We start from the raw sequence: 12,869 nt of genomic DNA, 5'->3' as shown, positions 1-12,869 counted from the left end.
GGCTGACTCCGGTGTGGATCGGCTGGCTCGAGTTCGACGTGTTGCTGGGCGACGTGCGGTCACTCAAGCAGAAGCGATCGGTGATTCGCCCGGTCGTGGCCGAGTTGCAGCGCAAGTTCAGCGTGTCGGCCGCCGAGACCGGTGGGCAGGATCTGCATCGGCGTGCCGGGATCGGCGTCGGCGTCGTGTCCGGCGACCGCGGCCACGCGGTCGATGTGCTCGACGCCGCCGAACGCCTCGTGGCGGCGCATCCCGAGTTCGAGCTGCTATCGGTGCGGCGGGGCCTGCGCCACAGCGACGATTAAGCGGCTGGCCCGATGGTGGCGACCCGTCCCCCAGCTCCGCGGGGGTACCCCCAGCGCCCGGCTCCGCCGCGCTTGCGATCGCCGCTAGCCGTCGCGGCCCTCGCGTTTGCGGCCCAGCGGCGCCGGCGCGACGACACCGGGGGCGAGCCGCCGCGCGAATATCAGGAACGCGGTGTGCCCGCGCATCGAATGCTGCGGGCGAACCGCCAGGCCGACGACGTTCCAGCCGCGTTGCAGCGTCTCCCACGAGCGCGGCTCGGTCCAGCACTGCTGTTCCCGCAGTGCCTCGACGGTCCGCGAGAGCTGGGTGACGGTGGCCACGTAGATCATCAGGACCCCGCCGGGGATCAGCAGCCGCGCCGCCGCGCCGAGCACCTCCCACGGCGCGAGCATGTCGAGCACGGCGCGGTCGAAGGAGCCGTCGGGCAACTCCGAGTCCGCGAGGTCGCTGACGAGCAGCTCCCAGTTGGCGGGCGCCCCGTCGAAGAACACCGTGACGTTGCGACGGGCATGCTCGGCGTGGTCGGCGCGCTGCTCGTAGGAGACGACCCGCCCCTCGGGTCCGACGGCCCGCAGCAGCGAGCACGTCAGCGCCCCGGAACCGGCGCCGGCCTCCAGCACCCGCGCGCCGGGAAAGATGTCGCCCTCGTGCACGATCTGGGCGGCGTCCTTGGGGTAGATCACCTGCGGGCCGCGGGGCATCGACATCACGTAGTCGATCAGCAGGGGGCGCAGCACCAAAAACTGCGCGCCGCTGCTGGATTTGACGACGCTGCCCTGCTCGAGCCCGATCAGCGCGTCGTGTGCGATGGATCCGCGGTGGGTGTGGAACTCGGCGCCGGGAGTGAGGCACATCGTGTAGTGCCGGCCCTTGGCGTCGGTGAGTTGAACCCGCTCGCCAGCGGTAAACGGGCCGGTTGCGGACACGCCGTCTAGCGTGCCAGCCGACTCGCCGCGGCGGGTGCTTGGGGGTTGTCGGCGGCCGGTCCTAGGCTGCGCTCATGACGGACCAGCCGGACGGACGCGGGCGCCCAGCCTCGAAACCGGCGCTGTCGCCGTCGCGCGCGGCCGACTTCAAGCAGTGCCCGTTGCTGTACCGGTTCCGCGCGATCGACCGGTTGCCCGAGGTGCCGTCGACGGCGCAGCTGCGCGGGTCGGTGGTGCACGCGGCCCTCGAGCAGCTCTACGGACTGCCCGCCGCGGAGCGCGGGCCGGACACCGCGGGCGCGCTGGTCGAGCCCGCCTGGGAGCGGGTGATCGCCGCCGAACCCGACCTGGCCGGCGACGTCGATCCCGACCAGCGCGCTCAGTTGCTGGCGGACGCGCGTGCGCTGCTCGCCGGCTATTACCGGCTGGAGGACCCGACCCGGTTCGACCCGCAATGCTGCGAGGAGCGCGTCGAGGTCGAGCTCGCCGACGGCACGCTGCTGCGCGGCTTCATCGACCGGATCGACGTCGCGGCCACCGGTGAGGTCCGGGTGGTCGACTACAAGACCGGCAAGGCGCCGCCCGCCGCGCGGGCGCTGGCCGAGTTCAAGGCGATGTTTCAGATGAAGTTCTACGCGGTGGCGCTGTTGCGTTCCCGCGGTGTGCTGCCCACCCGGCTGCGCATCATCTATCTGGCCGACGGCCAGGTTCTGGATTACGCGCCGGAGCACGAGGAACTGCTGCGCTTCGAGAAGACGCTGATGGCGATCTGGCGCGCCATCCAATTCGCGGCGCCGACGGGCGATTTCCGGCCCAGCCCGTCGAGGTTGTGCGACTGGTGCCCCCACCAGCAGCACTGCCCGACGTTCCGCGGAACGCCACCGCCCTACCCCGGTTGGCCGGATCTCGCCGGTGCGCAAGGTATTTCGCACCCCACCGAACCGGCGGCATGATCGGATGCTTTTGCCGTCGCCTGCCGTCGGCGGGCTCCGGTCTTCGCATCGGCCGACTCAGCCTGGACACCCGCGGGGAAATTCCGGTGAAACCGCTGCGCGCCCGGGCATGGGTGGCGCGTCCGGGTACGCGAGTCCGATGGCGGCGACCCGCCGCGCCCGGCTCCGCCGCGCTTGCGATCGCCGCGAGTCCGATGGCGGCGACCCGCCGCGCCCGGCTCCGCCGCGCTTGCGATCGCCGCGAGTCCGATGGCCGCGACCCGCCGCGCCCGGCTCCGCCGCGCTTGCGATCGCCGCTAGTCGGTCAGCGGCGACATCTCCTGCAGCAGGGTGGGGATCAACTCGCTGACGGTGGGGTGGATGTGCATGGTGCGCGCCAGCGTGGTGTACGGCGCCTTGGCCGACATGACGTCCAGGATGGCGTGAATCGCCTCGTCGCCGCCGACCCCGAGGATCGCCGCGCCCAAGATCTCGTCGGTCTCGGCGTCCACCACCACCTTCATAAAGCCTTGCGTCTCACCCTTTTCCACCGCCCTGCCGACCCGCGTCATCGGGCGCTTGCCGACCAACGCCTTGCGGCCGGACGCGCGGACCTGGCTCACGCTCATCCCGGCGCGCCCCAATGGCGGGTCGATGTAGAGCGCGTAGGTGGTGATGCGGTCGCTGACCCGGCGCGGGTCGTCGTCGAGCAGGTTGGCGGCGACGATCTCGAAGTCGTTGTACGAGGTGTGGGTGAAGGCGCCCTTGCCGTTGCAGTCGCCCATCGCCCAGATGTGATCGACGCTGGTCTTGAGCTGGTCGTCGACCACGACGTAGCCGCGGGCGTCGGTCTGCACGCCGGCCGCCTCCAGGCCGAGGTCGTCGGTGTTGGGTTGTCGCCCGACCGCCACCAGCAGATGGGTCCCGGCGATGGGGGCGGCGCGGGCTCCGGGGGTGAGTTCAAACCCCTTGTGGGTCTTGGCGATTCGCACGTCATCGGCGCCGACGACGACGTCGATCCCCTCGGCCTCCAGGATCTCCCTGACGGTGGCCGAAACGTCCTCGTCCTCGCGGGACGCCAGCCGCGGGCCCCGCTCGACCACCGTCACCCGCGCCCCGAAGCGCCGGTACATCTGCGCGAACTCCAGCGCGATGTAGCTGCCGCCGAGGACGACGAGATGGTCTGGCAGCGTGTCGAGTTCGAGGATCGACACGTTGGTGAGGAACTCGACGTCGGACAGCCCCGGAACGTCCGGCACCACCGCGCGGCCGCCGACGTTGAGAAAGATGCGGTCGGCGTGCAGCTGGTCGCCGTTCACGCTGACGGTGTGCGGGTCGTCAAACCGGGCGTGACCGCGAAAGACGGTGCAGCCCGCCATGCCGTCCAACCAGCTCTCGATGCCCTTGCGGTCGGCGAGCATGATGTCGTCCTTGCGCGCCTTGACTTTCGCCATGTCCACGCGGACGGGGCCTGTCCCCACGCCGTATTCCGCTCCGCGCCGGGCCAGGTGCGCCGCGTGCGCGCTGGCCACCAGGGTCTTGGTCGGGATGCATCCGGTGTTGACGCAGGTGCCGCCGATGAGTTTGCGCTCGATGACCGCGACGCGCTGCCCGGCCGCGGTCAGCCGTCCCGCCAAGGGAGGGCCGGCCTGCCCGGCACCGATGATGATCGCATCGAAATGCGTTGTCACTTAACCGCCGTCAGCAGGTACTCCGTCAGCACGTGACCCGTCACCGCAACGATGGCGAACGCGCCGAGGACCGCGACCGCGTCCTCGAGCAGCGCGATCGGCAGGTCCCTACCGGCCACGGCGGCCAGCCGTTTGCGCGCCTGATAGCCACCGAGGGTGCCGAGAACCGCCCCGATGACGCCCGCGCCGAGCGCGGAGACGGTCCAGTGCGGCCACGCGCCCAATACCGCGCCGGCCAACCCGCCCGTGATGATCCGGGCGGCGAAGATCGGTGGCGCCGTGCGCGCCGGCGTCTTGGGCAGCTTGTCGTTGACCAGCTCGCCGACGGCTAGAACAGTGAAGACGATGACCGTGATGATGCTGGCCATCCAGGACGCCCACGTGCCGTGCACGTCAATCCAACCTAGGTAGGCGCCCCAGGCGACCACGGCGGGGGCCGTCAGCGAACGCAACCCGGCGACGACACCGATCAGTAAAGCCAGCAGCAGAATAAGCGCGTGTGTCATGAAGACCCTCCCGGGGGACTAGACAATGACGGGGGCGTCCACCTTTCAGCAGCCCTAGGCGGACGCTAACACAGCCGCGACCCAACCACCCGTTGGTCTAGAACCGGCAGAACCTGATGTCGGACGCCAGGATCGCCTTGGCCCCGATGGCGGCGAGCTCGTCCATGATCTCGTTGACGCCGCGACGCGGCACCAGGGCGCGAATCGCCACCCAGTCCGGATCGGCGAGGGGGGCGATGGTCGGTGACTCCAGTCCGGGGGTGATCGACGTGGCGCGATCCAACACCGAACGCGGGCAGTCGTAATCGAGCATCAGGTACTGCTGGCCGAACACCACGCCTTGGACCCTCGCGATCAATTGATCGCGAGCGGCTCTGGCCGCGTCGTCGCCGTCGTGATCGGTGCGCTCGATCAGCACCGCTTCCGAATCGCACAGCGGCTCCCCGAAGGCCACCAGGTCATGCAGGCTCAGGGTGCGCCCGGAGCCCACCACGTCGGCGATGGCGTCGGCCACGCCCAGCTGCACCGAGATCTCCACGGCGCCGTCGAGCCTGATGACCGTGGCCTCAATCCCCTTGTCGGCCAGATCCTTTCGCACCAGATTCGGGTACGCGGTGGCGATCCTTTTGCCGGCCAGGTCGGCCGACGTCCAGTCGCGCCCCGCTGGGCCGGCGTACCGAAAGCTCGACGACCCGAAACCCAGCGCCAGGCGTTCGCGCACCGGCGCATCCGAGTCGAGCACCAGGTCGCGTCCGGTGATGCCGAAATCCAGCTCCCCTGAACCCACGTAGATGGCAATGTCCTTGGGCCGTAAGAAAAAGAACTCGACCTGGTTGACCGGGTCGATGACGGTGAGGTCCTTGGAATCGGTGCGGCGCCGGTAACCGGCCTCCGCGAGGATCTCGCTGGCCGGCTCGCTGAGCGTGCCTTTGTTGGGAACCGCAACGCGCAGCATGCTCACAACTTCCGATAGACGTCGTCGAGGGACAGTCCGCGCGCGATCATCAGCACCTGCGTCCAGTACAGCAACTGGCTGATCTCCTCGGCCAGCGCGTCGTCGGTTTCGTGCTCGGCGGCCAGCCACACCTCGCCGGCCTCCTCCAGAATCTTCTTGCCCAGCCCGTGCACGCCCCCGTCCAGCGCGGCGACCGTGCCGCTGCCGGACGGCCGGGTGCGGGCACGCTCGCCGAGTTCGGCGAACAGATCCTCGAAGGTCTTCACGGCCAGCGATTGTTCCATGTGCCGACCGGCAAAGTCACTCGGGTTTCACCCGCGAGCGTGCGCAGATCGCCAGTATCAGCGGCGTGTCGTCGTACAGACGCGCACGCTCGCGACCACGAAGGCTCAGTCCTCCGGGTTGTAGCCGAGGTTGGGGGCGAGCCAGCGCTCGGCTTCCTTCAGGGTCCAGCCCTTACGCCTCGCGTAGTCGGCGACCTGGTCCTGGCCCATCCGACCGACCACGAAGTACTGCGATTGCGGGTGCGAGAAGTACCAGCCGCTGACGGCGGCGCCGGGCCACATCGCCATCGACTCCGTCAGCTCGATGCCCGTCCGCTCCTTGACGTCCATCAACTTCCACAGCGTGACCTTCTCGGTGTGCTCCGGGCAGGCCGGGTAGCCGGGGGCGGGGCGGATGCCCCTGTACTTCTCGCCGATGAGTGCCTCGTTGTCCAGCTGCTCGTCCGGCTGGAATCCCCAGAACTCCTTGCGGACCCGTTGGTGCATCCGTTCGGCGAAAGCCTCGGCCAGCCGGTCGGCGATCGACTCCAGCAGGATCGCGCTGTAGTCGTCGACGGCGGCCTTGAACTCCGCGATCTTTTCCTGGCTGCCGAGCCCCGCGGTAACGGCGAAGGCACCGACGTAGTCGGCCAGCCCGGTGTCCTTGGGCGCGATGTAGTCGCCGAGGCACCGGTTCGGGATGCCGTCCCGGTGCTCGCCCTGCTGGCGCAGGTTGTGCAGCGTGGTCAGCACCTCGGTACGGGTGTCGTCGGTGTACACCTCGATGTCGTCGCCGACCGCGTTCGCCGGGAAGAACCCGATCACCCCGTTGGCGGTCAGCCACTTCTCCTTGATCAGGGTGTCGAGCATCTCCTGGGCGTCGTCGTACAGCTTGCGGGCCGCCTCGCCCGAGACCGGGTTGTTGAGGATGTCGGGGAAGCGGCCCTTCATCTCCCAGGCGTTGAAGAACGGCTGCCAGTCGATGTACTCGCGCAACTCGGCGAGGTCGTAGTCAGGAAATTCGCGCACGCCCAGGCCCTGGGCGGGCACCGGCGGCGTGTAGCCGTCCCAGTCGATCGGCGTCCGGTTCGCGCGGGCCTTCTCCAGCGTCAGCATCGGCCGCTCGTTCTTCTGAGAGTGCCGTTCGCGAAGCGATGCGTAGTCCTTCTCGGTGGCCTCCAGCAGCGCCGGGCGCTGCTTGTCGTCGAGGAGCGCCGCGGCAACCGGCACCGAGCGGGACGCGTCCTTGACCCAGACCACCGGACCGCTACGGCGCGGCGACACCTTCACCGCGGTATGGGCGCGCGAGGTGGTCGCGCCACCGATGAGAAGCGGCATCTGAAGCCCCTCGCGTTCCATCTCGACCGCGAAGTTGACCATCTCGTCCAGCGACGGGGTGATCAGGCCGGACAGCCCGATGATGTCGGCGTTGTGCTCCCTCGCCGCGTCCAGGATCTTCTGCGCGGGCACCATCACCCCGAGGTCGATGACTTCAAAGTTGTTGCACTGCAGGACGACCCCGACGATGTTCTTGCCGATGTCGTGGACGTCGCCCTTGACCGTCGCCATGATGATCGTGCCGTTGGTGTCCTTCCCCCCAGAAACACCACCCGCGCCGGATTCTTCCTTCTCCGCCTCGATGTACGGCAGCAGGTACGCGACGGCCTTCTTCATCACGCGGGCCGACTTCACGACCTGGGGCAGGAACATCTTGCCGGAGCCGAAGAGGTCACCGACGACGTTCATGCCGTCCATCAGCGGGCCCTCGATCACCTCGATCGGGCGGCCACCCGCCGCGGCGATCTCTGCCCGCAATTCCTCGGTGTCGGCATCGACGTGGGCGTCGATGCCCTTGACCAGGGCATGCGTGATCCGCTCGCGGACCGGCAGGCTGCGCCACTCGGCCGCCGCAGGGTCCTCGGACTTCTCCGAGCTGTTGAACCGTTCGGCGATCTCCAGGAGCCGTTCGGCCGCATCCTCGCGACGGTTCAGGACGACGTCCTCGATCCGGTCCCGCAGCTCGGGGTCGATCGAGTCGTAGGGCACCAGCGCACCGGCGTTGACGATGCCCATGTCCAGGCCCGCCTTGATGGCGTGGAACAGGAACACCGAATGGATCGCCTCGCGGACGGGGTTGTTGCCCCGGAACGAGAACGACACGTTCGAGATACCACCGGAGAGGTGCACCCCGGGAAGGTTCTCCTTGATCCAGGCGCAGGCCTCGATGAAGTCGATCCCGTAGGTCGCGTGCTCCTCGATACCGGTCGCCAGCGCGAAGCAGTTCGGGTCGAAGATGATGTCCTCGGCCGGGAAGCCGACCTCTTCGGTCAGGATCCGGTAGGCGCGCCCGCAGATCTCCTTGCGGCGCTCCAGGTTGTCGGCCTGCCCCTGTTCGTCAAAGGCCATCACGACCACCGCGGCGCCGTACTTGCGGCACAGCCGTGCCTCGCGGATGAACTTCTCCTCGCCCTCCTTCATGGAGATCGAGTTGACGATCGGCTTGCCCTGCACGTTCTTCAGGCCCGCCTCGATGACCTCCCACTTGGAGGAGTCGATCATCACCGGAACCCGGCTGATGTCCGGCTCGGCCGCGATCAGCTTGGTGAACCGGTCCATCGCGGCGACGCCGTCGATCATGCCCTCGTCCATGTTGATGTCGATGACCTGCGCACCGACCTCGACCTGCTGCAGCGCGACCGACAGGGCGGTGTCATAGTCCTCGGCCTTGATCAGGTTGCGGAACCGGGCCGAACCGGTGATGTTGGTGCGCTCACCGATGTTGACGAACAGGGAATCGTCGGTGATGTTGAGCGGCTCCAGTCCCGACAGCCGGGTGGCCACCGGAATCTCCGGCACCTCGCGCGGCGGCTTGCCCTCGACGACCTTGGCGATCTCTGCGATGTGCGGCGGCGCCGTCCCGCAACACCCACCGACCAGGTTGACCAGGCCGGCCTCGGCGAAGTCGGCGATGTAGCCCGCCTGGCGCTCGGGGGACTCGTCGTATTCGCCGAAGGCGTTGGGCAGGCCGGCGTTCGGGTAGCAAGAGACGAAGGTGTCCGCGATCCGCGACACCTCGGCGATGTAGGGCCTCATCTCCGGCGCGCCCAGCGCGCAGTTGAGGCCCACCGCGAGCGGCTTGGCGTGCCTGATCGAGTTCCAGAACGCCTCGGTGACCTGACCGGACAACGTCCGCCCGGAAGCGTCGGTGATGGTGCCCGAGATGATCACCGGCCAGCGGCGCCCGCGCTCCTCGAACAGCGTCTCGACGGCGAACACCGCCGCCTTGGCGTTCAGCGAGTCGAAGATCGTCTCGATGATCAGCAGGTCGGCACCGCCGTCGACCAGGCCGTTGGCGGCCTCGAGGTAGGCGGCCACCAGCTGGTCGTAGGAGACGTTGCGGGCCCCGGGGTCGTTGACGTCCGGCGAGATCGACGCGGTCCGCGTCGTCGGCCCGATTGCGCCGGCCACGTAACGGGGCTTCTCCGGGGTGCTGAATTCGTCGGCGGCCTTGCGGGCCAACGCTGCGCCGGCGTAGTTCAACTCGTAGCTCAGGTCCGACATGTCGTAATCGGAGAGCGAGATCGCGTTCGCGTTGAACGTGTTGGTCTCCAGGATGTCGGCGCCCGCCTCGAGATACTCGCGGTGGATCCCGGCGATGATCTGCGGCTGCGTCAGGTTGAGCAGGTCGTTGTTGCCCTGCAGAGCGGTCGGCCATTCCGTGAACCGGTCGCCGCGGTAGCCGGCCTCGTCCGGCCGGTCGCGCTGGATCGCCGTGCCCATCGCCCCGTCGATCACCATGATCCGCCGGCGCAGAGCAGTCGTCAGTTCGTCGGTGCAGTCGGGGCGGATGTTCGGCACGAAGGCCTCTGATTCAACGGCGTTCACGTACGTCCCTTCCATAGCGGAAGGCGTCCTTGACTCTGCCGAGCGTGGCGGCTACCGGCCGGGGCCGGAGAACCGTTGCAACGCCTCTCGACCAGAAAAGTCTACGTGGTCCCCCCACGTCTGGACGCCCAACTCATCGCCGCGATGGACAACTCACGGATCCTGTCGGCGATGTGATAGTTACCAAGGTTAACCAGTCTGCAGCCGGACGTATTTCTGAGCGATGTTCGTTGGCCGCAGTCACGCCACAAGGATAGTCGTCCTATGCAATCGGCCAGAGGCTTACAGGTCTTTGCCAGGCAAGCCGCGCGGAACGGCGCAGACGGTTTGCGGCAGGCCGTACGCTGATTCTGTGACCCTGCCGGATCGTGCCCCGGAAGCCTCTGCGCTGCCCGAACTGCACAACACCGTCGTCGTGGCGGCGTTCGAAGGCTGGAACGACGCCGGCGACGCGGCCAGTGACGCGCTCGAGCACCTGGATGCCATCTGGGAGGCCGACCCGATCGTCGAGATCGACGACGAGGCCTACTACGACTATCAGGTGAATCGCCCGGTCATCCGGCAAATCGACGGGGTGACCCGGGAGCTGGTGTGGCCGGCGATGCGGATCACCCACTGCCGGCCCCCGGGCAGCGACCGCGACGTCGTATTGATGCACGGCGTCGAGCCCAACATGCGCTGGCGCACGTTCTGCGCCGAGTTGCTGGCCATCGCCGACAAGCTCAACGTCGACACGGTCGTCATCCTCGGGGCGCTGCTGGCCGACACCCCGCATACCCGGCCGGTGCCGGTTTCGGGCGCGGCCTACTCCCCCGAGTCGGCGAAGCGGTTCGGCCTCGAGGAAACCCGCTACGAGGGCCCGACCGGGATCGCCGGGGTGTTCCAGGATGCCTGCGTGGCCGCCGGGATCCCCGCCGTGACGTTCTGGGCGGCCGTGCCGCACTACGTGTCCAACCCGCCGAACCCGAAGGCGACGGTGGCGCTGCTGCGCCGCGTCGAGGACGTGCTGGACATCGAGGTGCCGCTGGGCGACCTGCCGGCGCAGGCCGAGGAGTGGGAGCAGGCGATCACCGAGATGGCAGCCGAGGACGAGGACCTGGCCGAGTACGTGTCGTCGCTGGAGCAGCGCGGCGACGCCGAGGTCGACATGAACGAGGCCCTGGGCAAGATCGACGGCGACGCGCTGGCGGCGGAGTTCGAGCGCTACTTGCGCCGCCGGCGCAAATAAACCCGCGACTAGCCGGGCGTTGAACCCTGATTTTCGCGCAACGACTCCACGTTGAACGCGGACATGGACCGGCCGAGCGCGGCGACCTCGGCGTCCATCCGGGGTAACAACTCGGCGGTGATCCGCCGGATGGGAAACTCGCCGATCGGGGTGGACAGCACCGGCTTCAGCCAGCGGACCAGGCCGACCCATTGCGGGCAGTAGATCCTGCTCCGGCGGCCCTCGATGCCCTTGACGAGCGCGTCCGCGCACTCGTCGACGGTGGTGGTCTTGTTGAGCGGCCACGGCAGCCTCGCGATCATTTCGCCGAAGGCGGGGATGTCGGCCTTGCTGTCGCGGACCAGCGCGGTGTCGATCCAGGACATGTGCGCCGAGCCGACGCTGACGTCGCGGTAGCCGACCTCCAGCCGCAGCGCGTTGGCGAAGATCTCGATGCCGGCCTTGGAGGCGTTGTACGGCGCCAGGCCCGGGGCCGCCGCGTACGCGGCCAGCGACGAGACGATCAGCACATACCCGCGGCGGTCGATCACCGACGGCAGCGTGGCCCGCACGGTGTGAAACACGCCGAGGACGTTGACGTCCAGCACCCGTTTGAACGCCGCCGGGTCGACGTGCAGCACCGACCCGTAGCTGGCGATGCCGGCGTTGGCCACGACGACGTCGATGCCGCCGAAGCGTTCGACGGCCTTGGCGGCCACGGCCTGCATGGCGGGCAGGTCGCGCACGTCGGCGACCGCGGTGAGCACCCGGTCCTCGCCGAGTTCGGCGGCGACCGCCGCCAGTTCGGCCTGGTCCAGATCGGTCAGCACCAGCCTGGCGCCCTTGTTGCGCAGGCGGCGGGCGACCTCGGCGCCGATCCCCCGCGCACCGCCGGTGATGAAGACGACTTTGCCGTGCAGCGACATCATGGGCGAAACGTACCCTCTTTACAACTGCACTCCCAGCAGGGCGTCGACCGCCGTCGTCACCAGCTTCGGCGCCGCGGCGTCGTGACCCCCGTACTCCAGCGCGTCGGTGGCCCAACCATCCAGCGCGGCAAGGGCTTTCGGGGTGTCGAGGTCGTCGGCCAAATAGCGGCGGACCCGGCCGATGACGTCGGTGGCGTCCGGGGCGGCCGGCAGGGCGGTCGCCGCACGCCAGCGCCCCAGCCGAGCGGTCGCGTCGTCGAGCACTTCGGAGCTCCAGAACCGGTCCGCGCGGTAGTGCCCGGCCAGCAGGCCCAGCCGGATGGCAACCGGCTCAATGCCTTTCGCGCGCAGATTCGACACCAGCACCAGGTTGCCGCGGCTCTTGGACATCTTGTGCCCCTCCCAGCCGATCATCCCGGCGTGCACATAGTGCCGGGCGAATCGCCGTTCCCCGCGGACACATTCGGCGTGGGCGGCGGTGAATTCGTGGTGCGGGAAGATCAGGTCGCTGCCCCCGCCCTGGATGTCCAGGCCGCTGCCGATGCGGCTGAGCGCGATCGCCGCGCACTCGACGTGCCAGCCGGGCCGGCCGGCGCCGAACGGTGAGGGCCAGCTCGGCTCGCCCGGCCGCGCGGCGCGCCACAGCAGGGCGTCGAGCTCGTCGGTCTTGCCGGGACGGCGGGGGTCGCCGCCACGCTCGGCGAACAGCTGCAGCATGGTGTCGCGGTCGTAGCCCGATTCGTAGCCGAACTGCGGGGTGGCGTCCGCGCGGTAGTAAATGTCGGGGTATTCGCCGTCGAGGACGTAAGCGGCACCGGACGCGAGCATTTTCTCGACGAGTTCGACCACCTCGGCGATCGCCTCGGTCGCCCCGACGTACTCCCGCGGCGGCAGGATCCGCAGCGCCGTCATGTCCTCGCGAAACAGGGCGACCTCGCGGTCGCCCAGCTCGCGCCAGTCGACACCGTCGCGCTCGGCGCGCTCCAGCAGGGGGTCGTCGATGTCGGTGACGTTCTGCACGTAGTGCACGTCGTGACCGAGGTCCAGCCATTGCCTTTGCACCAGGTCGAAGGCCAGGTAGGTGGCCGCGTGGCCCAGGTGTGTGGCGTCGTAGGGGGTGATCCCGCAGACGTACATGGTGGCCTTCGACCCGGCCGCCACCGGGCGCACCTGCCGGTCGGAGGTGTCATACAGCCGCAACTCGGGACCGCGCCCCGGGACCACCGGGACCTGTGCGGAAGACCACGCCTGCATAACGTCGACTCTAAA

At 68.8% G+C, this 12,869-nt stretch carries 11 protein-coding genes and 1 pseudogene; 4 read left to right on the top strand and 8 right to left on the bottom strand.

The features are described 5' to 3' along the window. The first annotated feature begins 11 nt into the window (after nucleotides 1-11). Nucleotides 12-305 carry a DUF503 domain-containing protein gene (locus MTAB308_RS28565; RefSeq protein WP_077104310.1) on the top strand — a complete coding sequence of 98 codons (294 nt, stop codon included), beginning with the start codon at nucleotides 12-14 and terminating at the stop codon, nucleotides 303-305. An 84-nt stretch (nucleotides 306-389) separates the two neighbouring features. Here the strand turns inward: MTAB308_RS28565 and trmI are convergent, their stop codons facing one another. Then, nucleotides 390-1,232: a tRNA (adenine(58)-N(1))-methyltransferase TrmI gene (gene trmI / locus MTAB308_RS28560; RefSeq protein ID WP_077104308.1), complete on the bottom strand. Its 843-nt coding sequence runs from the start codon at nucleotides 1,230-1,232 to the stop codon at nucleotides 390-392. Between the two features lie 74 nt (nucleotides 1,233-1,306). Here trmI and MTAB308_RS28555 point away from each other — a divergent pair, with 74 nt between their 5' ends. Together MTAB308_RS28555 and MTAB308_RS30710 are read left to right on the top strand one after the other, a co-directional pair. Then, on the top strand, nucleotides 1,307-2,185 hold the full coding sequence (locus MTAB308_RS28555; RefSeq protein WP_077104306.1) for a RecB family exonuclease: 879 nt from the start codon (nucleotides 1,307-1,309) through the stop codon (nucleotides 2,183-2,185). 26 nt (nucleotides 2,186-2,211) lie between these two features. Then, nucleotides 2,212-2,322, top strand: a pseudogene (locus MTAB308_RS30710) (thioesterase family protein); the annotation flags it as partial. Between the two features lie 159 nt (nucleotides 2,323-2,481). Here the strand turns inward: MTAB308_RS30710 and MTAB308_RS28545 are convergent. The 5 genes from MTAB308_RS28545 to metH form a co-directional block, all read right to left on the bottom strand. Further along, on the bottom strand, nucleotides 2,482-3,855 hold the full coding sequence (locus MTAB308_RS28545) for an FAD-containing oxidoreductase (RefSeq protein ID WP_077104304.1): 1,374 nt from the start codon (nucleotides 3,853-3,855) through the stop codon (nucleotides 2,482-2,484). After that, complete coding sequence (locus tag MTAB308_RS28540) at nucleotides 3,852-4,361, bottom strand: DUF4126 domain-containing protein (RefSeq protein WP_077104301.1); 510 nt, start codon at nucleotides 4,359-4,361, stop codon at nucleotides 3,852-3,854. Before MTAB308_RS28540 ends, MTAB308_RS28545 begins: the two co-directional genes overlap by 4 nt. Before the next feature lie 97 nt (nucleotides 4,362-4,458). Continuing rightward, nucleotides 4,459-5,316, bottom strand: a complete 858-nt coding sequence (gene hisG, locus MTAB308_RS28535) for an ATP phosphoribosyltransferase (protein ID WP_077104299.1) — start codon at nucleotides 5,314-5,316, stop codon at nucleotides 4,459-4,461. A 2-nt stretch (nucleotides 5,317-5,318) separates the two neighbouring features. Then, complete coding sequence (locus MTAB308_RS28530; RefSeq protein ID WP_077104297.1) at nucleotides 5,319-5,600, bottom strand: phosphoribosyl-ATP diphosphatase; 282 nt, start codon at nucleotides 5,598-5,600, stop codon at nucleotides 5,319-5,321. 105 nt (nucleotides 5,601-5,705) lie between these two features. After that, on the bottom strand, nucleotides 5,706-9,479 hold the full coding sequence (gene metH / locus MTAB308_RS28525; RefSeq protein WP_077104295.1) for a methionine synthase: 3,774 nt from the start codon (nucleotides 9,477-9,479) through the stop codon (nucleotides 5,706-5,708). A gap of 343 nt (nucleotides 9,480-9,822) precedes the next feature. Here metH and MTAB308_RS28520 point away from each other — a divergent pair, with 343 nt between their 5' ends. Then, nucleotides 9,823-10,692, top strand: coding sequence for a PAC2 family protein (locus MTAB308_RS28520; protein ID WP_173842289.1), 870 nt, complete (start codon nucleotides 9,823-9,825; stop codon nucleotides 10,690-10,692). 8 nt (nucleotides 10,693-10,700) lie between these two features. Here MTAB308_RS28520 and MTAB308_RS28515 read toward each other — a convergent pair whose 3' ends face one another. Beyond that, nucleotides 10,701-11,600: an SDR family oxidoreductase gene (locus MTAB308_RS28515; RefSeq protein WP_077104293.1), complete on the bottom strand. Its 900-nt coding sequence runs from the start codon at nucleotides 11,598-11,600 to the stop codon at nucleotides 10,701-10,703. A gap of 18 nt (nucleotides 11,601-11,618) precedes the next feature. Continuing rightward, nucleotides 11,619-12,854 carry a cysteine--1-D-myo-inosityl 2-amino-2-deoxy-alpha-D-glucopyranoside ligase gene (gene mshC / locus MTAB308_RS28510; protein WP_077104291.1) on the bottom strand — a complete coding sequence of 412 codons (1,236 nt, stop codon included), beginning with the start codon at nucleotides 12,852-12,854 and terminating at the stop codon, nucleotides 11,619-11,621. Between the last annotated feature and the right edge of the window lie 15 nt (nucleotides 12,855-12,869).

It is taken from the genome of Mycobacterium terramassiliense, assembly GCF_900157385.1.
Taxonomy (GTDB): Bacteria; Actinomycetota; Actinomycetes; order Mycobacteriales; family Mycobacteriaceae; genus Mycobacterium; species Mycobacterium terramassiliense.
Note: the sequence above shows the minus strand (reverse complement) of the source record. Positions and strands in the feature narration are given on the sequence as shown.